A 21206-nucleotide genomic window follows, 5' to 3' on the forward strand; every position below is an offset into this window, starting at 1 on the left:
GAGAATACAGATGAAATTTAGAAAACTAGCTTGTACAGTACTTGCGGGTGCTGCGATTCTTGGCCTTGCTGCTTGTGGTAACTCTGGTGGAAGCAAAGATGCTGCAAATTCTGGTAGCGATAGCGGAAAAACAGAAATCACTTGGTGGGCATTCCCAGTATTCACACAAGAAAAAACTGGTGACGGTGTTGGAACTTATGAAAAATCAATCATCGAAGCTTTTGAAAAAGCAAATCCAGATGTAAAAGTGAAATTGGAAACCATTGACTTCAAGTCAGGTCCAGAAAAGATCACAACAGCTATCGAAGCGGGAACAGCGCCAGACGTACTCTTTGACGCACCAGGACGTATCATCCAATACGGTAAAAATGGTAAATTGGCTGAGTTGAACGACCTTTTCACAGACGAATTCGTCAAAGATGTGAACAACGAAAACATCGTACAAGCAAGTAAGGCTGGAGACAAAGCCTACATGTATCCAATCAGTTCAGCACCATTCTACATGGCAATGAACAAGAAAATGTTGGAAGATGCTGGTGTAGCTAACCTTGTAAAAGAAGGTTGGACAACTGATGACTTTGAAAAAGTTTTGAAAGCCCTTAAAGATAAAGGCTACACTCCAGGTTCATTGTTCAGTTCAGGTCAAGGGGGAGACCAAGGAACACGTGCCTTCATTGCAAACCTTTATGGAGGTTCTGTAACAGATGAAAAAGTAACCAAATATACAACAGACGATCCTAAATTCGTCAAAGGTCTTGAAAAAGCTGCTAGCTGGATTAAAGACGGTTTGTTGAACAACGGTTCACAATTTGACGGTGGAGCAGACATCCAAAACTTTGCGAACGGTCAAACTTCATACACAATCCTTTGGGCGCCAGCTCAAAACGGTATCCAAGCGAAACTCTTGGAAGCAAGTAAGGTAGATGTGGTAGAAGTACCATTCCCATCAGACTCTGGTAAACCATCTCTTGAATACCTTGTAAACGGATTTGCAGTATTTAATAACAAAGACGATAAGAAAGTCGCAGCTGCTAAGAAATTCGTTCAATTCATCGCTGATGACAAAGAATGGGGTCCTAAAGACGTAGTTCGTACAGGTGCCTTCCCAGTTCGTACTTCATTTGGCAAACTTTATGAAGACAAACGTATGGAAACAATCAGTGGCTGGACTAAATACTACTCACCATACTACAATACTATCGACGGATTTGCTGAAATGAGAACACTTTGGTTCCCAATGTTGCAATCTGTATCAAATGGTGACGAAAAACCAGCGGATGCTTTGAAAGCCTTCACTGAAAAAGCTAACGAAACAATCAAAAAAGCTACAAAACAATAAGCACTAAGTCAGATTGATTCCCCCCTTTTCCCTGTGCACTACGGTGTAAGAAAAGGGGGACTTTTGTTTGAAATGGTAGGAACTGTCACGAAATTAAAATGAAGTTCTTACATAAGCGAATCTTAAAAAATTTCATTTTGGTTTTAAAACAGTTCAAGAAAATCAAAAACTATTCTATTTGAAAGAGAGGTGCCGACTGTGAAAGTCAATAAAATTCGTATGCGGGAAACAGTGATTTCCTACGCTTTCCTAGCACCAGTGTTATTCTTCTTTGTCATCTTTGTTTTGGCTCCTATGATTATGGGATTCATTACAAGTTTCTTTAACTACTCCATGACTAAATTTGAGTTTGTGGGCTTGGACAACTACATTCGCATGTTTAAAGACCCTGTCTTTGTGAAGTCTTTGATCAATACCGTTATCCTGGTTATTGGATCTGTTCCGATTGTGGTTCTCTTCTCGCTCTTTGTAGCATCTCAAACCTATCATCAAAATGCCATTGCCCGTTCTTTCTATCGTTTCGTCTTCTTCCTTCCTGTAGTTACAGGTAGTGTTGCCGTAACGGTTGTATGGAAATGGATCTATGACCCACTATCAGGGATTCTAAACTTTGTCCTTAAGTCAAGCCATATCATCAGCCAAAATATTTCTTGGCTGGGTGACAAAAACTGGGCTTTGCTAGCGATTATGATCATCCTTTTGACAACATCTGTTGGTCAACCGATTATTCTTTATATCGCTGCCATGGGGAATATTGACAACTCACTTGTTGAAGCAGCGCGTGTAGACGGTGCGACTGAGTTTCAAGTCTTCTGGAAGATCAAATGGCCTAGCCTTCTTCCAACAACTCTTTACATCGCGATTATTACGACTATCAACTCATTCCAATGTTTCGCTTTGATTCAGTTGTTGACTTCTGGTGGTCCAAACTACTCAACAAGTACCTTGATGTACTACCTTTACGAAAAAGCCTTCCAATTGACAGAATACGGCTATGCCAATACCATCGGTGTCTTCTTGGCCGTGATGATTGCCATTGTCAGCTTTGCTCAATTCAAGATCCTCGGAAACGATGTAGAATACTAAAGAAAGGAGACAGTTATGCAACCTACACAAAAGAAACCTTTAACAGCTTTTACTGTTATTTCAACGATTATCTTGCTCTTGTTGACCGTACTGTTCATCTTTCCATTCTACTGGATCTTGACAGGGGCCTTCAAATCACAACCTGACACCATTATGATTCCGCCACAGTGGTTCCCTAAAATGCCAACCATGGAGAATTTCCAACAACTCATGGTGCAAAACCCTGCTATGCAGTGGATGTGGAACTCTGTATTTATCTCACTGGTAACCATGTTCCTAGTGTGTGCAACCTCTTCTCTAGCAGGTTATGTCTTGGCTAAGAAACGTTTCTATGGTCAACGCATCCTCTTTGCAGTCTTTATCGCTGCCATGGCTCTTCCAAAACAAGTTGTCCTTGTACCATTGGTACGTATCGTCAACTTCATGGGAATTCACGATACTCTTTGGGCAGTTATCTTGCCTTTGATTGGATGGCCATTTGGGGTATTCCTTATGAAACAATTTAGTGAAAATATCCCTACAGAATTGCTTGAATCAGCTAAAATCGACGGTTGTGGTGAGATTCGTACCTTCTGGAGCGTAGCCTTCCCTATCGTGAAACCAGGATTTGCAGCCCTTGCGATCTTTACCTTCATCAATACTTGGAACGACTACTTTATGCAGTTGGTTATGTTGACTTCACGTCAAAACTTAACCATCTCACTCGGGGTTGCGACCATGCAGGCCGAAATGGCAACCAACTATGGTTTGATCATGGCGGGTGCAGCTCTTGCAGCCGTGCCAATCGTAACCGTCTTCCTTGTCTTCCAAAAATCCTTCACTCAGGGTATCACTATGGGAGCTGTTAAAGGTTAAGATCTTGCGAAAATCGAGCTTAAACGACGTTAGCGTTACCTTGCCATACTTAAGTATTGCCTGGGGTTAGCTTCCTAGTTTGTTCTTCGATTTTCATTGAGTATAAGAGAATACAGAGTTATAAGTGTCTACAAAATGGAGAGTATGCAGTTGCTTCGTGAAGTTTTGTCAGACACTTATAAACTTAAGAATGAACTCTTTTCATGATACTAGTTAGAGTAGGTTCGTTTTATGGTAACTATTTCCCGCTTTAGTGGTATCTAAGATAAGCATCTTATGCTTATCTTAGACGGAATTTTTGAGACTGACGATGAAAGAGCAAAAGGCTCAAAAATTAGGAATGAAATTCCGAAGGAATTTGCTTCCGTCCGCACTATTACAGGGAAATAGAGAAAGGATAACTCGAAACTGAAAAATAGTAACTATCAGAAACGAAGGAAACAGTATGATTTTTGACGATTTGAAAAACATCGCCTTTTACAAGGGAATCCATCCCAATCTAGACAAGGCTATCGACTATCTCTATCAGCACCGTAAGGATTCTTTCGAACTCGGTAAGTATGAGATTGACGGGGATAAGGTCTTTCTAGTTGTTCAGGAAAATGTCCTCAATCAAGCTGAAAATGATCAATTTGAGCACCATAAGAACTATGCAGACTTGCATTTGCTGGTAGAAGGACATGAATATTCGAGCTACGGTTCACGTATCAAAGACGAAGCGGTAGCATTTGACGAAGCGAGCGACATTGGATTTGTCCATTGTCATGAAAAATACCCACTCTTGTTGGGCTATCACAATTTTGCAATTTTCTTCCCAGGAGAACCACACCAGCCAAATGGCTACGCGGGTATGGAAGAAAAGGTTCGCAAATATCTCTTTAAAATTTTGATTGATTAAAAGAATCAGGAGGAGCAAACATGGCACAAAAAGGAGTAAGCCTTATCAAGGCAGCATTTGATACAGATAATTTTCTCATGCGTTTCAGTGAGAAGGTCTTGGATATCGTGACAGTCAATCTTCTTTTTGTCGTCTCTTGTTTGCCCATCGTGACGATTGGAGTGGCGAAAATCAGCCTCTATGAGACTATGTTCGAGATTAAGAGAAGCAGACGGGTACCAGTCTTTAGAACTTATATAAGGGCCTTCAAGCAAAATTTGAAACTGGGGCTTCAGTTGGGTCTGTTAGAGTTGGGCATTGTGTCATTAAGCCTTCTAGACCTCTATCTCTTCTGGGGACAGACAGCTTTGCCTTTCCAGATTGTCAAGGCTATTTGTTTGGGGATTCTCATCTTCCTCACTCTCGTGATGTTGGCTAGTTATCCCATCGCTGCGCGCTATGATTTGTCTTGGAAAGAAGTGTTGCAAAAGGGGCTTATCTTGGCAAGTTTTAACTTTCCATGGTTCTTCCTCATGTTGGCCATTCTCTTTCTTATTGTGATGGTTCTTTATCTATCCGCCTTCACTCTCCTTTTGGGTGGATCGGGCTTTATCCTCTTTGGTTTTGGTTTGCTGGTCTTTCTCCAAGCAGGATTGATGGAGAGAATTTTCGCCAAATACCAGTAGGATGGCTTGTTTCTGAAACTACTTTCAATCGTTATAGTTTCTAAAATACAAGTAGAAACTAAAATCTAAGTGTATACAAGATATTGAAAGCGATTTTCACAAGGTGTATACTAAACTTGTAAAAAATAGAACTGCTCTCAGCAGAAAAAAGAAATCTTAGGAGAAAATCTATGTCAGATTTGAAAAAATACGAAGGTGTCATTCCAGCCTTCTACGCATGTTATGATGATCAAGGAGAAGTCAGTCCAGAGCGTACGCGTGCCTTGGTTCAATACTTCATTGATAAGGGAGTTCAAGGTCTCTATGTCAACGGTTCTTCTGGTGAATGTATCTACCAAAGTGTGGCAGACCGCAAATTGATTTTGGAAGAAGTCATGGCAGTTGCCAAAGGAAAATTGACTATCATTGCTCACGTTGCTTGCAATAATACCAAAGACAGTATGGAACTTGCTCGCCACGCAGAAAGCTTGGGTGTAGATGCCATTGCAACGATTCCACCGATTTACTTCCGCTTGCCTGAGTACTCAGTTGCTAAATACTGGAATGACATTAGTGCTGCAGCTCCAAACACAGACTACGTGATTTACAACATTCCTCAATTGGCAGGTGTTGCTTTGACTCCAAGTCTCTACACTGAAATGTTGAAGAATCCTCGTGTTATCGGTGTTAAGAACTCTTCTATGCCAGTTCAAGATATCCAAACCTTTGTCAGCCTTGGTGGAGAAGATCATATCGTATTCAATGGTCCAGATGAACAGTTCCTAGGTGGCCGCCTCATGGGTGCTAAAGCTGGTATCGGTGGTACTTATGGTGCGATGCCAGAACTCTTCTTGAAACTCAATGAGTTGATTGCTGAGAAAGACTTGGAAACAGCGCGTGAATTGCAATACGCTATCAATGCAATCATTGGTAAATTGACTGCTGCACATGGAAATATGTACGGTGTCATCAAAGAAGTCTTGAAAATCAATGAAGGCTTGAACATTGGATCAGTTCGTTCACCATTGACACCAGTGACTGAAGAGGATCGACCAGTTGTAGAAGTAGCAGCGCAATTGATTCGTGAAACCAAGGAGCGCTTCCTCTAATCCATAAGGAGGTATTTATGACACACTACGTTGCAATTGATATCGGTGGAACCAACATCAAATATGGTTTGATTGACCAAGAAGGCCAACTTGTTGAATCGCATGAAATGCCAACCGAGGCGCATAAGGGTGGACCTCATATCTTACAAAAGACAAAAGATATCGTAGCCAGCTATATAGAAAAATGCCCAGTAGCAGGTGTTGCCATTTCTTCTGCAGGAATGGTGGATCCTGATAAGGGTGAGATTTTCTATGCTGGTCCTCAGATTCCCAACTATGCAGGAACCCAGTTCAAGAAGGAAATCAAGACGAGTTTTGCTATTCCTTGTGAGATTGAAAATGATGTCAACTGTGCAGGTCTGGCTGAGGCAGTATCTGGTTCAGGCAAGGGAGCGAGTGTGACACTTTGCTTGACCATTGGAACCGGTATCGGTGGTTGCTTGATTATGGATGGGAAAGTCTTCCATGGATTTAGCAATTCGGCCTGCGAAGTTGGTTACATGCACATGCAGGATGGAGCTTTTCAGGATCTTGCTTCTACGACAGCCTTGGTTGAGTATGTAGCAACAGCTCACGGTGATCCAGTTGATCAGTGGAATGGCCGACGCATTTTCAAGGAGGCCACTGAAGGAAATAAAATCTGTATGGCAGGTATTGACCGCATGGTAGACTATCTAGGAAAAGGTCTGGCAAATATTTGCTATGTGGCCAATCCAGAAGTGGTCATTCTCGGTGGCGGTATCATGGGGCAAGAGGCTATCCTCAAACCAAAGATCCGCGCATCCTTGAAGGCGGCCTTGGTACCAAGCTTAGCTGAAAAAACACGATTGGAATTTGCCCATCACCAAAATACAGCAGGGATGTTGGGTGCCTATTATCATTTCAAAACAAAACAATCCTAGTTTGGAACTATAGAATTAAGAAAAACACTGAATCACTACTCGAGTGAAAACTGTTTTGCTTAATTCTTTTTTTATTGAAAAATTTAAGCCAAAGGAGGTAATCGTGAGAAACTAGGAGAAAATAAGCATCTTGTATGAAAGGTTGAAGCGAGAGCAATTCTATCATAAAATTCAACTAGTGTTTAGTTTGAGTAAATGAGAAAATGTGGAAAAATGATATAATGAGGTGGACGAAAAATTGACAAATTAAAATTTCTAGAGGTGAGAGAAGTGTGGCAACACATCCAACTTAAATCGAAATACTATAAAATTACGAGGAGATTGTAAGATGAGTAATTATATAAAATTAAATGAAGATAGATGGAATAATGTAAAAAATGCCTATACTGAGCCATTGACACAGGAAGAATTAGAAGAAGTTAGAAAGCATCCAATTTCTGTCGCCTTAACTGTGGGGAAAAAAGTTCCGATAGAATGGTTTGAAAAAGCCAAGGGAAAAAAGATATTAGGGTTAGCTTGTGGTGGTGGACAGCAGGGTCCTGTTTTTGCTGCAAAAGGTTATGATGTCACCATTATGGATTTTTCTAAATCACAATTAGAAAGAGATGAAATGGTTGCAAAACGAGAAGGCTTAAAAATCAATACCGTTCAAGGTGATATGACAAAACCATTTCCATTTGAAAATGAAACTTTTGATATTGTTTTCAATCCGGTTTCAAATGTATACATAGAGGATTTAGAAAACATGTATAAAGAAGCCTCTCGAGTATTGAAAAAGGGCGGTTTGTTAATGGTCGGATTTATGAATCCTTGGATCTACATGTATGATGCTGACACTGTATGGGACAAACCCGATGAGGAATTACAGTTAAAGTTTTCACTACCTTTTAATTCAAGAGAGCTTGAAGAGGAAGGCAAAATCACCATCAATCCAGAATATGGATATGAATTTAGCCATACCTTAGAAAGTCAGATTAGAGGACAACTAAAAAACGGCCTCGCTATGATCGATTTTTATGAATCGTGTGACAAAAGACATCGCTTATCACCTTATGGAAATGACTATATAGCTACACTTTGCATTAAACTATAATGTTATGGAACATACTTCAGGAGAATAGCCCGTTTTATTTTCCGATTAGAATTTGCCCATCACCAAAACACAGCAGGTGTGTTGGGAGCCTATTATCATTTTATACTCAATGAAAATCAAAGAGCAAAGTGAAGCTGACGTGGTTTGAAGAGATTTTCGAAGAGTATTAAAACAAAATAATCCTAGTTTGGTTTAACCAAACTAGGATTTTCTAACACGTTTTTGTCTACGATAGCCGTTGAGCTTTTTGTTTTCCCAATAACTATTAAAGATTTTTTCTTTGCTATCGCGATTGATTTCTAAAAAGTAGGCATAAATCAAATCTATTAAAATGAGCATAGGGAGTTGAGCGGAAATACGCTGGATGTAAGAAGATTGACTATGGCTTGCCACAAGGACCGTTTCGGTGTAGGCCTGACTGTTTTTGTTTGGAGCGCTGGTAAATAAAATGGTCTTGGCACCCATTTCCTTGGCATCCAACAAACTATCGAGGACGGATTGGGTAGTTCCTGATAGGGAAAAGCCAAGTACCAGACAGTTTTCATCCATGATACTGGTCGTCCAAGCAAAGCCATCCTGATCGGTCAAAGCTTCACAGACAACACCTAGTCGCATAAAGCGCAGTTTCATCTCACGGGCAATCAGACCAGAACTTCCCGTCCCAAAGAAGTAAACTCGTTCTGCGTCATCGATTAATTGGGCGACGCGTTCCAGTTGTTCTTCGTCAATCAAATCCTGTGTTTGTTCTCGCATGATACTGTAGCTTCGCAAAACACGTTTGGTTAAAGGACTGTGTTTGTGCGAATGAGTGTCCGGTTTACTAGCTTGGTGCTGGTATTGAAAGACGAATTCTCGGTAGCCTGTAAAACCACACTTTTTGGCAAAGCGGGTCAAGGCTGCTTGGGAGATATGTAATTTCTGGGTAACTTGCTGAGAAGAGAGATCATCTTGGATCGTTTCAGCTTGCAAAAAATAGCGAGCGATTTCTTGCTCGAGCTCGGTTAATTCTTCAAAATGGAGGTCGATTATGGTTGCGATATCTGGCTTGTTCATGAGGCTCCTTTTTATGAGTCAAAGTCTTAAAAGTTAACGCTTTCCTAACTATTACTATCATTATATCATAGAAAATAGGATAACCAAATAAAAAGGTATTTTCAGTTAAAAGTCAAAAAATACTTCGACTTTTCCAAGAGTTTCTCCGTAAAATATGGTACAATGAAATGTGCTGAGCTTCACCTATTTACTCTATTATTTTAGGGGGAATAAAGGTGGAAATCGGGAATTTTTCTAGAAAAGAGTCTTAGTTGTATGAGAAAATTTAATAGCCATTCGATTCCGATTCGGCTTAATTTATTATTTGCGATTGTCATCCTGCTCTTTATGGCCATTATTGGTCGTTTGTTATACATGCAGGTACTGAATAAAGATTTCTATGAAACAAAATTGGCCTCAGCCAGCCAAACAAGGGTAACAACCAGTTCAGCTCGTGGACAGATCTATGATGCGGCAGGGAAACCCTTGGTAGAAAATACTGTCAAGCAAGTTGTTTCTTTCACACGAAACAATAAAATGACAGCAGCTGAATTGAAGGAGACAGCCAAGAAACTCCTCACATATGTAAATGTAACCTCCCCTGATCTGACAGATCGACAGATTGCAGATTATTACTTGGCGGATCAGGATATTTACAAAAAAACAGTCGAATCCTTGCCAAGTGACAAACGCCTGGATTCAGATGGAAATCGCTTATCAGAAGCGACACTTTACAATAATGCGGTTGAAAGTATTGACGTGAGTCAGCTCAATTATACAGATGACCAGAAAAAGGAAATCTATCTCTTTAGTCAGCTCAATGCTGTTGAAAATTTTGCGACAGGAACCATTTCTACGGATGCCTTAGATGATACCCAAGTTGCTCTCGTTGCATCAGCGTCCAAGGAATTACCAGGTATCAGCATTTCAACCTCATGGGATCGTAAAGTCTTGGACACTTCTTTATCGACGATCGTCGGTAGTGTTTCAAATGAGAAGTCAGGACTTCCAGCAGAGGAAGTTGATGCCTATCTCAAAAAAGGCTATTCTCTCAATGACCGAGTAGGAACTTCCTATCTTGAAAAGCAATATGAAGATGTTCTTCAAGGCAAACGCTCCGTCAAAGAAATCCACCTCGACAAACACGGAAATATGGAAAGTGTGGAAAATGTCGAAGAAGGAAGTAAAGGAAACAATATCAAGTTAACGGTTGACCTAGCTTTCCAGAATGGTGTGGACGACCTACTCAAGAGCTACTTCAACTCAGAGTTGGGTAACGGTGGAGCCAAATACTCTGAAGGAGTCTACGCCGTAGCCCTTAATCCTAAAACCGGTGCAGTTTTGGCGATGTCAGGTGTCAAGCATGATGTCGAATCCGGGAAATTAAGTTCAGATTCGCTTGGAACGATAACCAATGTCTTTGTGCCAGGATCTGTTGTTAAGGCAGCGACCATCAGCTCTGGTTGGGAAAATGGAGTCTTGTCAGGCAATCAAACCTTGACAGACCAGCCTATTGTTTTCCAAGGTTCGGCCCCAATCAATTCATGGTACACCTTGTCCTATGGCTCTTTCCCTATCACAGCAGTTGAGGCTTTAGAGTACTCTTCTAATACCTATATGGTTCAAACTGCGCTAGGAATCATGGGACAGACCTACACACCAAATATGGTGGCCGCAACGGGACAGTTAGAGACTGCAATGGGCAAATTGCGATCAACCTTTGGGGAATACGGACTCGGAGCTTCAACAGGAATTGACCTCCCAGATGAATCCACAGGATTTACGCCAAAAGAATTTGATTTGGGGAACTATATCAATAATTCCTTTGGCCAGTTCGATAACTATACACCGATGCAGTTAGCCCAGTATGTTGCAACCATTGCAAACAATGGTGTCCGTTTAGCTCCTCACATCGTTGAAGGGGTTTATGGAAACAATGACCAAGGTGGCTTAGGCAGTCTGGTTCAAGAAACAGCCACTAAGGAACTGAACAAGGTCAATATCTCAGAATCAGATATGGCTATCTTGCAGCAAGGTTTTTATCAAGTTTCGCATGGAACGAGTGCTCTGACAACTGGTCGTGCCTTTTCAAATGGCGCAGCCGTATCCATCAGCGGGAAAACGGGTACTGCCGAAAGTTATGTTAATGGTGGTCAAAAAGCCAATAATACCAACGCAGTCGCCTATGCACCGACCGAAAATCCCCAAATCGCAGTCGCAGTCGTCTTTCCTCATAACACCAACCTAACAAACGGTGTCGGACCTTCGATTGCACGCGACATTATCAATCTTTATCACCAACACCATCCAATGAATTAGAAAGGAACTTATGCTGTATCCAACACCTATTGCCAAGCTGATTGATAGCTATTCCAAGCTTCCAGGTATCGGGATCAAAACGGCTACCCGCCTAGCCTTCTATACCATTGGAATGTCTGATGACGATGTCAATGAATTTGCCAAAAATCTCCTGTCTGCTAAGCGGGAATTGACCTATTGTTCCATCTGTGGTCGCTTGACCGATGATGATCCGTGCTCTATCTGTACGGACCCGACTCGAGACCAGACAACCATCTTGGTGTTAGAGGATAGTCGCGATGTGGCTGCTATGGAAAACATCCAAGAATACCACGGCCTCTATCACGTCTTGCACGGGCTCATTTCTCCGATGAATGGCATCAGCCCAGACGATATCAACCTCAAGAGTCTCATGACCCGTCTCATGGATAGTGAGGTTTCAGAGGTGATTGTGGCAACCAATGCGACAGCGGATGGAGAAGCGACATCGATGTATCTCTCTCGTCTCCTCAAGCCAGCTGGTATCAAGGTCACTCGCCTAGCACGAGGACTAGCCGTGGGAGCAGATATCGAGTATGCGGACGAAGTCACACTCTTACGAGCCATTGAAAATCGGACAGAGTTGTAGGAGTAGACAAATTTACGAACTAAATTTATTCATAAGAAAATTAAGGAGACCGACTTTGATGTTATAGGTCTCTTTTATGTTTCTTGAATTCTAGTACCATGTTCAAGTTTCAAAAAAGAAGCAAATATGATATACTAAAGAACGAGTATTCTATTAGAATTAGGACAAGCAATATGAAACAAACGATTATTCTTTTATACGGTGGGCGTAGTGCAGAGCGTGAAGTCTCTGTCCTTTCAGCTGAAAGTGTTATGCGTGCGGTCAACTACGACCGTTTCACAGTCAAGACTTTCTTCATCAGCCAGTCAGGTGACTTTATTAAAACGCAAGAATTTAGCCAGACTCCAGGTCAAGAAGATCGTCTCATGACCAATGCGACTATTGACTGGGATAAGAAAATAGCGCCAAGTGCCATCTACGAAGAAGGCGCAGTGGTCTTTCCAGTTCTTCATGGTCCGATGGGAGAAGATGGCTCTGTTCAAGGATTCCTTGAAGTTTTGAAAATGCCCTATGTCGGCTGCAATATCTTGTCATCCAGCCTTGCCATGGATAAAATCACGACCAAGCGTGTCTTAGAATCTGTCGGAATTGCCCAAGTACCTTATGTGGCCATCGTCGAAGAAGATGATGTGACTGCTAAAATCGCTGAAGTTGAAGAAAAATTGACTTATCCAGTCTTCACGAAGCCGTCCAATATGGGTTCAAGTGTCGGTATTTCTAAGTCTGAAAACCAAGAAGAACTCCGTCAAGCCTTGGAACTCGCCTTCCAATATGACAGCCGTGTCTTGGTAGAGCAAGGGGTAAATGCACGTGAAATCGAGGTTGGTCTCTTGGGCAACTACGATGTTAAGAGCACTTTGCCAGGTGAAGTGGTCAAGGATGTTGCCTTTTATGACTACGATGCCAAATATATCGATAACAAGATTACCATGGACATCCCAGCCAAGATTAGTGATGATGTAGTAGCTGTCATGCGTCATAATGCAGAAACAGCCTTCCGTGCGATTGGTGGACTTGGTCTATCTCGTTGTGATTTCTTCTATACAGATAAGGGCGAAATTTTCTTAAACGAGCTCAATACCATGCCAGGTTTTACCCAGTGGTCGATGTATCCACTACTTTGGGACAATATGGGAATCAGCTACCCAGAACTAATCGAGCATTTGGTTGACCTTGCTAAGCAAAGTTTTGACAAGCGCGAAGCGCATTTGCTATAAAAATGAAAGAGAGGGTAGAAGCCGGAACGATCACTGCATGGTGACTAGAGTTCTCGGACTTCAACCCTTTTTAAAGGAGTAGAAATGAAATTAACGATCCACGAAGTTGCCCAAGCTGTTGGAGCTAAAAATGATGTCAGCATCTTTGAGGACATCCAGCTAGAAAAGGCTGAGTTTGACAGTCGTTTGATTGGGACGGGAGATTTGTTTGTGCCACTTAAAGGTGCGCGTGACGGTCACGACTTTATCGAAACAGCTTTTGAAAATGGTGCAGTAGTAACCTTGTCTGAGAAAGAGGTTGCAAATCATCCCTACATTCTAGTAGATGACGTTTTGACTGCCTTTCAATCCCTAGCTGCCTACTATCTTGAAAAGACAGCTGTTGATGTCTTTGCAGTTACAGGTTCAAATGGTAAGACAACGACCAAGGATATGTTGGCGCATTTACTGTCAACAACCTACAAGACCTACAAAACGCAAGGCAATTACAATAACGAGATTGGTCTTCCCTATACGGTTCTCCATATGCCTGAGGAGACTGAAAAGTTGGTCTTGGAGATGGGGCAGGATCACTTGGGAGATATCCATCTCTTGTCTGAATTAGCTCATCCTAAGACAGCCATTGTGACCTTGGTTGGAGAGGCTCATTTGGCCTTTTTCAAAGACCGTTCGGAGATTGCTAAAGGGAAGATGCAAATTGCTGATGGTATGGCACCAGGTTCTTTGCTTTTGGCACCAGCCGACTCCATTGTAGAGGACTACTTGCCTACAGATAAAAAAGTGGTCTGTTTTGGGCCAGGAGCTGAGTTAGAAATCACAGACTTGATTGAGCGCAAGGATAGTCTGACCTTTAAGGCGAATTTCTTGGGACAAGCCCTCGATTTGCCAGTGACAGGTAAGTACAATGCCACCAATGCTATGATTGCTGCTTATGTGGCTCTACAAGAAGGAGTTTCAGAGGAGCAAATTCATCAGGCCTTCCAGAACCTAGAATTGACGCGTAACCGTACTGAGTGGAAGAAGGCAGCCAATGGAGCAGATATTCTGTCTGACGTATACAATGCCAATCCAACTGCTATGAAGTTGATTTTGGAGACATTCTCTGCCATTCCAGCCAACGAAGGAGGCAAGAAAATCGCAGTCTTGGCAGACATGAAGGAACTTGGTGACCAGTCTGTTCAGCTCCATAACCAGATGATTTTAAGCCTATCGCCAGATGTGCTGAATACCGTTATTTTCTATGGAGAAGACATTGCCGAATTGGCACAACTTGCCAGTCAAATGTTTCCAATCGGCCACGTTTTCTATTTTAAGAAAACAGCTGACGAGGACCAATTTGAAGACCTTGTCAAGCAAGTCAAGGAAAGCCTCGGTGCCAATGACCAAATTTTGCTTAAAGGCTCTAACTCCATGAATCTAGCCAAGTTGGTAGAAAGTTTAGAAAATGAATGCAAGTGATTTTACCAAGTATCTGCAAAGAATGTTAGCCATTACGGATACTGGATTAACCTTTACAAAAGATCCTTTCGACCGTGAGCGCTACGAGGACTTGCGAAGCCTGTTATCTGAAATGTTGAATCAGGTATCAGACCTCGATGCAGAAGAAGTGGCAGAAGTCTTGAAACCAACGTCCGCTTATGCAACTCCTCTGATGGACGTCCGTGCTTGGATTGTTGAGGATGAAAAAATCTGTTTAGTTAGAGGAAAAGGAGAGGATAGTTGGGCTTTGCCAGGTGGTTTTGGTGAAGTCGGCTATTCTCCAACCGAAAATATTCTTAAAGAAATTGAAGAAGAAACCGGTTTTACAGCAAAAGCTGAAAGGTTACTTGCAGTTTTTGATACCAATCGTTTCCAACTACAGAGCAAACAATATGCAAAGTTTGTCTTTGAATGTAAGCTTCTTGATGGACAATTTCAAGAGAATCAAGAAATTGCTGAGCTTCAATTTTTTGCCATTGACCAATTGCCAGTCTTATCTGAAAAACGCATCACCAAGGAGCAAATGGAGATTATTTGGCAAGTTTATAAAGGACAAAGAGACCAATATGTTGATTAGTTTATGCTAGAGAAGTTGACAAATCAAAAAAGGGTATCTACAAGGTGCATTTCTGCAATACAAATGATATAATAGGTTGCGAATTTAAGACGCAAGTATTCTATGCATGGCATAGAATCAAGTTTTTTCAAAAAATTTAAAAGCTGGGGGGAGTGAATTTTTTTTACTGCCTCTAGCTAGATGAACGAGGAATAGAATATGAATTTGTGGGATAAATTATTTACCACACAGATATCAGAACCGCCCCAGTTTGAACTCCACTGGTACATTGGTTTGTTATGTTTACTGGCTCTTACTTTCTATGCTTCTTATCGTTTTCGCGATAAAGTGGCTTACCAGCGTTTTATTCAGATCCTTCAGTCTGTTCAACTGATTGTTCTGTATAGCTGGTATTGGGGCAATCTCATGCCTCTGTCAGAAAGTTTGCCCTTCTATCATTGCCGTATCGCCATGTTTGTGATGCTCTTGATTCCAGGGACATCCAAGTACAAACAATACTTTGCCCTTTTAGGAACTTTTGGAGCAACAGCGGCACTGGCTTACCCACTCTTTGATCCCTACCCATTTCCACACGTGACCATTTTGTCTTTCATTATCGGACATGTTGCCCTTTTAGGAAATGCGCTTCTATACTTGTTTAGAAACTATGAGGCTTCCCTTCTTGATTTGAAGAATGTGGCGGTGATTACCTTTGCCTTAAATGGCTTGATATGGGTTGTCAATTTAGTTGTAGGTGGGGACTATGGATTTTTGAGTAAACCACCACTTGTTGGAAGTTTCGGCCAGCCCTTAAATTATCTCATTGTTTCGACTGTTATCGTGATAGCAATTCGCTTAACAGGGAAATTAGTAGAAAATTTTTTACAACAAAAATCGGAAGAATTTATTCAAGAGAAGATCTAAATGATCTTCTCTTTTTTGGATTTTTAAGAAACAAAAAGGAAATTGTGAACGTTAACTTCAAATAATCTCTTAGAAGAAGAATTTTTCTAGAATTTTCTCAAAAAACATGCAGGAATTTTATCAAAAACTAAGCACGATTGGATTTTTTGTGTTATAATATTCTTTGAATAGCTATGCCCAAACATAGTTATTAAATAGAAGTGAGAAACTTGGAAGACAGAGAGGATGCGATGTAATGACTAGAGATGGTTTTTTTACAGGCTTAGATATCGGAACTAGCTCGATTAAAGTGCTAGTAGCTGAGCATAGAGATGGCGAAGTAAATGTAATTGGTGTTAGTAATGCCAAAAGTAAAGGTGTCAAAGACGGAATTATTGTTGATATTGAAGCAGCTGCTTCAGCAATTAAATCTGCAATCACACAGGCAGAAGAGAAAGCGGGTATTTCTATTAAGTCTGTTAACGTTGGCCTTCCAGCAAACCTCTTGCAGGTTGAACCAACACAAGGAATGATTCCTGTAACTTCAGATACCAAAGAAATCACAGATCAAGATGTTGAAAATGTTGTCAAATCAGCTTTGACAAAGAGCATGACTCCTGACCGTGAAGTGATTACCTTTATTCCAGAAGAATTCATCGTGGATGGATTCCAAGGCATCCGTGACCCTCGTGGTATGATGGGTGTCCGCTTGGAAATGCGTGGTCTGCTTTACACAGGTCCTCGTACGATTCTACACAATCTTCGCAAGACGGTTGAGCGTGTAGGTATTCATGTTGATAACGTGATTATTTCACCTTTGGCAATCGTGAACTCCGTTCTCAATGAAGGTGAACGTGAATTTGGTGCGACTGTCATTGACATGGGTGGAGGTCAGACTACTGTAGCGACTATCCGCAACCAAGAATTGCAGTTCACTAACATCTACCAAGAAGGTGGAGATTACGTTACTAAAGACATCTCTAAAGTCTTGAAAACATCTCAAAAAATTGCAGAAAGTTTGAAACTGAACTATGGTGAAGCTTACGTTCCACTTGCAAGTAACGAAACTTTCCAAGTTGAAGTAATTGGTGAAGTAGAACCTGTTGAAGTAACAGAAAGCTATTTGGCAGAAATTATCTCAGCACGCATCAAACATATCTTTGACCAAATCAAACAAGAGTTGGAAAGAAGACACTTGTTAGATTTGCCAGGAGGTATCGTCCTTATCGGTGGAAATGCAATTTTGCCAGGAATTGTTGAATTAGCCCAAGAAGTATTTGGTGTTCGCGTAAAACTTTATGTACCAAATCAAGTTGGAATTCGCAACCCTGCATTTGCGCACGTGATTAGCTTGTCTGAGTTTGCTGGTAAATTGACTGAAGTCAATCTTCTTGCTCAAAAAGCAGTTAAAGGAGATGAATTCCTTCGTCAAAAACCAATCAACTTTGGCATTCCAAATCAACGTTTGAATCCAGTAGCGCAACCAAGTCCAACACAAGCAGCACCAGCTGAAACTGTGCAGGAAGCTCCAGTTGCTCCCAAGGAAGAATTCCAAGCAAGTTCTCAAAGTAAACCGAAGCTAACAGAACGTTTCCGTGGTTTGATCGGAAGCATGTTTGATGAATAAAAGAGGATAAGAAATTATGACATTTTCATTTGATACAGCAGCAGCTCAAGGCGCAGTTATTAAGGTAATTGGTGTCGGTGGTGGTGGTGGTAACGCCATCAACCGCATGGTTGACGAAGGTGTTGCTGGTGTAGAATTTATCGCAGCCAACACTGATGTACAAGCCCTTAGCAGTACGAAAGCAGAAACAGTTATCCAACTTGGTCCAAAATTGACTCGTGGTTTGGGTGCTGGAGGTCGTCCGGAAGTTGGACGTAAAGCTGCAGAAGAAAGTGAAGAAGCTTTGACGGAAGCTATCACTGGAGCGGACATGGTCTTTATCACTGCAGGTATGGGTGGTGGATCTGGTACAGGTGCAGCCCCTGTTATTGCACGTATCGCTAAAGATCTTGGTGCTCTTACAGTTGGTGTCGTGACACGTCCTTTCGGATTTGAAGGAAGCAAACGTGGTCAGTACGCTGTAGAAGGAATCAACGAACTTCGCGAGCATGTTGATACTTTGTTGATTATCTCTAACAACAACTTGCTTGAAATCGTTGATAAGAAAACCCCACTTCTTGAAGCTCTTAGCGAAGCAGATAACGTTCTTCGCCAAGGTGTTCAAGGGATCACTGACTTGATCACAAACCCAGGATTGATTAACCTTGACTTTGCTGATGTGAAAACTGTAATGGCAAATAAAGGAAATGCCCTTATGGGTATCGGTATCGGTAGTGGTGAAGAACGCGTTGTTGAAGCGGCTCGTAAAGCAATTTACTCTCCACTTCTTGAAACAACTATCGATGGTGCTGAGGATGTCATCGTCAACGTTACTGGTGGTCTTGACTTGACCTTGATTGAAGCAGAAGAAGCTTCAGAAATCGTCAACCAAGCAGCTGGCCAAGGTGTAAACATCTGGCTTGGAACATCAATTGACGAAAGCATGAAGGATGAAATCCGTGTTACTGTTGTAGCGACAGGTGTTCGTCAAGAGCGCGTGGAAAAAGTAGTTGGAGCTCGTAACAACCAACCAGTTGGACGTCCATCAACTAAAGCTCCTCAAGCACACACATTTGACCGTCAATTCGACTTGGAAGAAACAGCAGAATTGCCTAAATCAAGTCCTCGTCGTTTTGAAACAAACCAAGCGTCTGCTTTTGGAGACTGGGACTTGCGTCGCGAGTCTATTGTTCGCCAAACAGATCCTGTTGTTTCATCAGTAGAACGCTTCGAAACACCAGTTTCACAAGATGAAGATGAATTGGATACACCTCCATTCTTCAAAAATCGTTAATCAATGAATTTGAAAAAAAATACTGAATTAGTTTTTCAGCAAATAGCTGATGCTAGTCAAGAAGCCAACCGTGCTCTAGATGCTGTTTCAGTAATCGCAGTGACAAAGTATGTAGATGTACAAACAGCGGAAGCCTTGCTTCCGCTTGGTGTCCGTCATATAGGTGAAAATCGAGTTGATAAATTTTTAGAAAAATATCAGGCCTTGAAAGATTACCCAGTTACTTGGCATTTAATAGGAACACTACAGAGACGGAAAGTGAAAGAAGTAATCCCATTTGTGGATTACTTTCATGCTTTAGACTCCCTAAAGTTAGCCCAGGAAATTCAAAAGAGAACAGATCATGTTATCAAGTGTTTCTTGCAGGTCAATATTTCTGGGGAAGAAAGCAAGCATGGATTTTCAAAAGAAGAATTGCTAGAACTTTTGCCAGAATTGGCTAAGTTAGATCAGATTGAGTATGTTGGTTTAATGACCATGGCTCCTTTTGAGGCAGACAGTGATGAATTGAAAGAAATTTTCAAGGATACGCAGGCTCTGCAAGCAGAAATTAGAGAAAAACAAATCCCTAATATGCCGATGACAGAGCTAAGCATGGGAATGAGTCGTGATTTTAAAGAAGCGATTCAATTCGGCTCAACCTTTGTTCGAATCGGTACAGCATTTTTTAAATAGGAGAGAGCTATGTCTTTAAAAGATAGATTCGATAAATTTATAGATTATTTTACAGAAGACGGAGAAGAAACGACTAACTATGAGACTCAACAAGAGGAAACAGTTAGCCCAGCCATCTCATCTTCTAAAGAATTACCAGCACCTGCTCAGTCAGGATCAGCAAAAGATGCAAATATTACTCGTCTTCATGCGCGTCAGCAAGAATTGGCGATGCAAAGTCACCGTTCAGATGAGAAAGTGACGATTGACGTTCGCTATCCAAGAAAATATGAAGATGCAACTGAAATTGTAGATTTATTGGCTGGAAATGAAAGTATTTTGATTGATTTCCAATACATGACAGAAGTACAAGCCCGTCGTTGCCTTGATTACTTGGACGGAGCCCGTCATGTCTTGGCTGGAAATATGAAAAAAGTTGCGAGTACGATGTATCTATTGACTCCTGTCAACGTTATCGTGAATATTGAAGATATCAAACTTCCAGACGAATCACAAAGCGCTGAGTTTGGTTTTGATATTAAACGAAATAGAGCAAGATAATGATTTTCTTAATCCGTTTAATCCAAAATGCGGTTAGCATTTACTCCATCATTCTCGTTGCATTTGCTCTTCTTTCATGGTTTCCAAATGCCTATGAAAGCCAGCTAGGTCGCTTAGTTATCAGACTTGCTCGCCCAGTTATTGAGCCTCTTCGTAAGCTCAATCTACAATTTGCTGGTCTTGATTTTACGGTTTGGGCAGCGCTGATTCTGATTCAGTTTGTTGGAAATATCTTAACACGACTAGTCTTATTACTATGACAGCAAATCGAGCCATTTATCAGCATTTTTCCCAAGATGATATTCCCTTTATTGATAAGGGTTTAGAGTGGATCAAGCGGGTAGAAGATACCTATGCACCGGTACTTACTCCCTTTATCAATCCCCATCAGGAACAGATCTTGAGGGTGCTAGCTGGGACATATGGACTGGGTTGCCAAAGTAGTGGTGATATTCTTCCGACTGAGTCGGTTCGTGTTCTTCTCTATCCAGATTACTTTGAACCGGAGATATCAGACTTTGAAATGGCCTTGTTGGAAATTTGCTATCCGAGTAAGTTTGAGCAACTGAGTCATGGAAAAATATTGGGAACAATTATCAACCAACTAGGAATTGACCGTAAATTATTTGGTGATATCTTGGTAGATGAAAAGAGAGCACAGATTTTTGTCAATCGTGATTTCATTCCTCTTTTTCAGGATGGAATAAGAAAGATTGGCAGACTTCCTGTATCGCTGGAGGAATGTCCTTTTACCGATAGGATTTTGTCTAAAATTGATTATAGAGAACGAGAAATTTTAGTTTCGAGTTTTCGATTGGATGCCCTCTTATCAAGTGCCTTGAAATTATCTAGAAATCAAACTAGTCAACTGATTGAGAAAAAATCTGTCCAGGTAAACTATCATCTGGTTGAAAAAACTGATTACCAGGTCGCTGTTGGAGATTTGATCAGTGTGAGAAAGTTTGGTCGTCTAAAAATTGTCAAAGACAATGGACAGACCAAAAAGGATAAGAAAAAACTAACAGTCCGGCTACTTTTAAGCAAGTGAGAAA

Annotated in this window: 21 protein-coding genes; 20 read left to right on the forward strand and 1 reads right to left on the reverse strand. The window is 41.3% G+C overall.

The window, feature by feature from the left end:
- Positions 1-10 precede the first annotated feature (10 nt).
- The 8 genes from MP387_RS02500 to MP387_RS02535 all read left to right on the forward strand — a co-directional run bounded on the left by MP387_RS02500 (position 11) and on the right by MP387_RS02535 (position 7926).
- Positions 11-1339, forward strand: coding sequence for an ABC transporter substrate-binding protein (locus MP387_RS02500; RefSeq protein WP_242747465.1), 1329 nt, complete (start codon positions 11-13; stop codon positions 1337-1339).
- A gap of 219 nt (positions 1340-1558) precedes the next feature.
- Entirely contained in the window at positions 1559-2425 is an 867-nt protein-coding gene (locus tag MP387_RS02505) for a carbohydrate ABC transporter permease (RefSeq protein WP_161801140.1), read from the forward strand.
- A gap of 15 nt (positions 2426-2440) precedes the next feature.
- Positions 2441-3280 carry a carbohydrate ABC transporter permease gene (locus tag MP387_RS02510; RefSeq protein WP_001183243.1) on the forward strand — a complete coding sequence of 280 codons (840 nt, stop codon included), beginning with the start codon at positions 2441-2443 and terminating at the stop codon, positions 3278-3280.
- Between the two features lie 445 nt (positions 3281-3725).
- Entirely contained in the window at positions 3726-4178 is a 453-nt protein-coding gene (locus MP387_RS02515) for a NanQ anomerase/TabA/YiaL family protein (protein ID WP_000575429.1), read from the forward strand.
- A gap of 20 nt (positions 4179-4198) precedes the next feature.
- Positions 4199-4843, forward strand: coding sequence for a YesL family protein (locus MP387_RS02520; protein ID WP_242747467.1), 645 nt, complete (start codon positions 4199-4201; stop codon positions 4841-4843).
- A 170-nt stretch (positions 4844-5013) separates the two neighbouring features.
- On the forward strand, positions 5014-5931 hold the full coding sequence (locus tag MP387_RS02525; protein ID WP_001281471.1) for a dihydrodipicolinate synthase family protein: 918 nt from the start codon (positions 5014-5016) through the stop codon (positions 5929-5931).
- A gap of 17 nt (positions 5932-5948) precedes the next feature.
- The gene (locus tag MP387_RS02530) at positions 5949-6833 is read left to right on the forward strand and encodes an ROK family protein (protein WP_242747469.1); all 885 of its coding nucleotides are present in this window, start codon (positions 5949-5951) and stop codon (positions 6831-6833) included.
- Between the two features lie 328 nt (positions 6834-7161).
- Positions 7162-7926: a class I SAM-dependent methyltransferase gene (locus tag MP387_RS02535; protein ID WP_242747472.1), complete on the forward strand. Its 765-nt coding sequence runs from the start codon at positions 7162-7164 to the stop codon at positions 7924-7926.
- 201 nt (positions 7927-8127) lie between these two features.
- Here the strand turns inward: MP387_RS02535 and MP387_RS02540 are convergent, their stop codons facing one another.
- Entirely contained in the window at positions 8128-8979 is an 852-nt protein-coding gene (locus tag MP387_RS02540; RefSeq protein ID WP_049479676.1) for a MurR/RpiR family transcriptional regulator, read from the reverse strand.
- Between the two features lie 255 nt (positions 8980-9234).
- Between MP387_RS02540 and pbp2b the strand changes: the two genes are divergently transcribed.
- The 12 genes from pbp2b (at position 9235) to MP387_RS02600 (ending at position 21202) form a co-directional block, all read left to right on the forward strand.
- Positions 9235-11277 (forward strand): penicillin-binding protein PBP2B, encoded by a 2043-nt coding sequence (pbp2b, locus tag MP387_RS02545; protein ID WP_242747474.1) that lies wholly within the window; start codon positions 9235-9237, stop codon positions 11275-11277.
- A 10-nt stretch (positions 11278-11287) separates the two neighbouring features.
- Positions 11288-11884, forward strand: coding sequence for a recombination mediator RecR (gene recR, locus MP387_RS02550; RefSeq protein WP_000966754.1), 597 nt, complete (start codon positions 11288-11290; stop codon positions 11882-11884).
- A 173-nt stretch (positions 11885-12057) separates the two neighbouring features.
- Positions 12058-13101, forward strand: a complete 1044-nt coding sequence (locus MP387_RS02555) for a D-alanine--D-alanine ligase (protein ID WP_242747476.1) — start codon at positions 12058-12060, stop codon at positions 13099-13101.
- A gap of 84 nt (positions 13102-13185) precedes the next feature.
- Positions 13186-14559 carry a UDP-N-acetylmuramoyl-tripeptide--D-alanyl-D-alanine ligase gene (locus MP387_RS02560; RefSeq protein ID WP_242747478.1) on the forward strand — a complete coding sequence of 458 codons (1374 nt, stop codon included), beginning with the start codon at positions 13186-13188 and terminating at the stop codon, positions 14557-14559.
- Positions 14546-15157 carry an NUDIX hydrolase N-terminal domain-containing protein gene (locus MP387_RS02565; protein WP_242747480.1) on the forward strand — a complete coding sequence of 204 codons (612 nt, stop codon included), beginning with the start codon at positions 14546-14548 and terminating at the stop codon, positions 15155-15157. Before MP387_RS02560 ends, MP387_RS02565 begins: the two co-directional genes overlap by 14 nt.
- A gap of 198 nt (positions 15158-15355) precedes the next feature.
- Positions 15356-16060 carry a YwaF family protein gene (locus MP387_RS02570; RefSeq protein ID WP_242747482.1) on the forward strand — a complete coding sequence of 235 codons (705 nt, stop codon included), beginning with the start codon at positions 15356-15358 and terminating at the stop codon, positions 16058-16060.
- 235 nt (positions 16061-16295) lie between these two features.
- Positions 16296-17666, forward strand: coding sequence for a cell division protein FtsA (gene ftsA, locus MP387_RS02575; RefSeq protein WP_242747484.1), 1371 nt, complete (start codon positions 16296-16298; stop codon positions 17664-17666).
- 16 nt (positions 17667-17682) lie between these two features.
- A complete protein-coding gene (gene ftsZ / locus MP387_RS02580; RefSeq protein WP_242747486.1) occupies positions 17683-18939 on the forward strand; it encodes a cell division protein FtsZ in 1257 nt (418 codons plus the stop codon).
- 3 nt (positions 18940-18942) lie between these two features.
- A complete protein-coding gene (locus tag MP387_RS02585) occupies positions 18943-19614 on the forward strand; it encodes a YggS family pyridoxal phosphate-dependent enzyme (protein ID WP_049505659.1) in 672 nt (223 codons plus the stop codon).
- A gap of 9 nt (positions 19615-19623) precedes the next feature.
- Positions 19624-20154, forward strand: coding sequence for a cell division protein SepF (locus MP387_RS02590; protein WP_242747488.1), 531 nt, complete (start codon positions 19624-19626; stop codon positions 20152-20154).
- On the forward strand, positions 20154-20414 hold the full coding sequence (locus MP387_RS02595; RefSeq protein WP_000576500.1) for a YggT family protein: 261 nt from the start codon (positions 20154-20156) through the stop codon (positions 20412-20414). The genes MP387_RS02590 and MP387_RS02595 overlap by 1 nt, the downstream gene beginning before the upstream one ends.
- Entirely contained in the window at positions 20411-21202 is a 792-nt protein-coding gene (locus MP387_RS02600) for a YlmH family RNA-binding protein (protein ID WP_242747490.1), read from the forward strand. The genes MP387_RS02595 and MP387_RS02600 overlap by 4 nt, the downstream gene beginning before the upstream one ends.
- Positions 21203-21206: the final 4 nt, after the last annotated feature.

The sequence above is a fragment of the Streptococcus oralis genome, assembly GCF_022749195.1.
Lineage (GTDB): Bacteria > Bacillota > Bacilli > Lactobacillales > Streptococcaceae > Streptococcus > Streptococcus oralis_CI.

Bases quoted from the DNA above. Each gene is read 5' to 3' on its own strand.
- MP387_RS02500 (WP_242747465.1), top strand. From the start codon at position 11: ATGAAATTTAGAAAACTAGCTTGTACAGTACTTGCGGGTGCTGCGATT.
- MP387_RS02505 (WP_161801140.1), top strand. From the start codon at position 1,559: ATGCGGGAAACAGTGATTTCCTACGCTTTCCTAGCACCAGTGTTATTC.
- MP387_RS02510 (WP_001183243.1), top strand. From the start codon at position 2,441: ATGCAACCTACACAAAAGAAACCTTTAACAGCTTTTACTGTTATTTCA.
- MP387_RS02515 (WP_000575429.1), top strand. From the start codon at position 3,726: ATGATTTTTGACGATTTGAAAAACATCGCCTTTTACAAGGGAATCCAT.
- MP387_RS02520 (WP_242747467.1), top strand. From the start codon at position 4,199: ATGGCACAAAAAGGAGTAAGCCTTATCAAGGCAGCATTTGATACAGAT.
- MP387_RS02525 (WP_001281471.1), top strand. From the start codon at position 5,014: ATGTCAGATTTGAAAAAATACGAAGGTGTCATTCCAGCCTTCTACGCA.
- MP387_RS02530 (WP_242747469.1), top strand. From the start codon at position 5,949: ATGACACACTACGTTGCAATTGATATCGGTGGAACCAACATCAAATAT.
- MP387_RS02535 (WP_242747472.1), top strand. From the start codon at position 7,162: ATGAGTAATTATATAAAATTAAATGAAGATAGATGGAATAATGTAAAA.
- MP387_RS02540 (WP_049479676.1), bottom strand. From the start codon at position 8,979: ATGAACAAGCCAGATATCGCAACCATAATCGACCTCCATTTTGAAGAA.
- pbp2b (WP_242747474.1), top strand. From the start codon at position 9,235: ATGAGAAAATTTAATAGCCATTCGATTCCGATTCGGCTTAATTTATTA.
- recR (WP_000966754.1), top strand. From the start codon at position 11,288: ATGCTGTATCCAACACCTATTGCCAAGCTGATTGATAGCTATTCCAAG.
- MP387_RS02555 (WP_242747476.1), top strand. From the start codon at position 12,058: ATGAAACAAACGATTATTCTTTTATACGGTGGGCGTAGTGCAGAGCGT.
- MP387_RS02560 (WP_242747478.1), top strand. From the start codon at position 13,186: ATGAAATTAACGATCCACGAAGTTGCCCAAGCTGTTGGAGCTAAAAAT.
- MP387_RS02565 (WP_242747480.1), top strand. From the start codon at position 14,546: ATGAATGCAAGTGATTTTACCAAGTATCTGCAAAGAATGTTAGCCATT.
- MP387_RS02570 (WP_242747482.1), top strand. From the start codon at position 15,356: ATGAATTTGTGGGATAAATTATTTACCACACAGATATCAGAACCGCCC.
- ftsA (WP_242747484.1), top strand. From the start codon at position 16,296: ATGACTAGAGATGGTTTTTTTACAGGCTTAGATATCGGAACTAGCTCG.
- ftsZ (WP_242747486.1), top strand. From the start codon at position 17,683: ATGACATTTTCATTTGATACAGCAGCAGCTCAAGGCGCAGTTATTAAG.
- MP387_RS02585 (WP_049505659.1), top strand. From the start codon at position 18,943: ATGAATTTGAAAAAAAATACTGAATTAGTTTTTCAGCAAATAGCTGAT.
- MP387_RS02590 (WP_242747488.1), top strand. From the start codon at position 19,624: ATGTCTTTAAAAGATAGATTCGATAAATTTATAGATTATTTTACAGAA.
- MP387_RS02595 (WP_000576500.1), top strand. From the start codon at position 20,154: ATGATTTTCTTAATCCGTTTAATCCAAAATGCGGTTAGCATTTACTCC.
- MP387_RS02600 (WP_242747490.1), top strand. From the start codon at position 20,411: ATGACAGCAAATCGAGCCATTTATCAGCATTTTTCCCAAGATGATATT.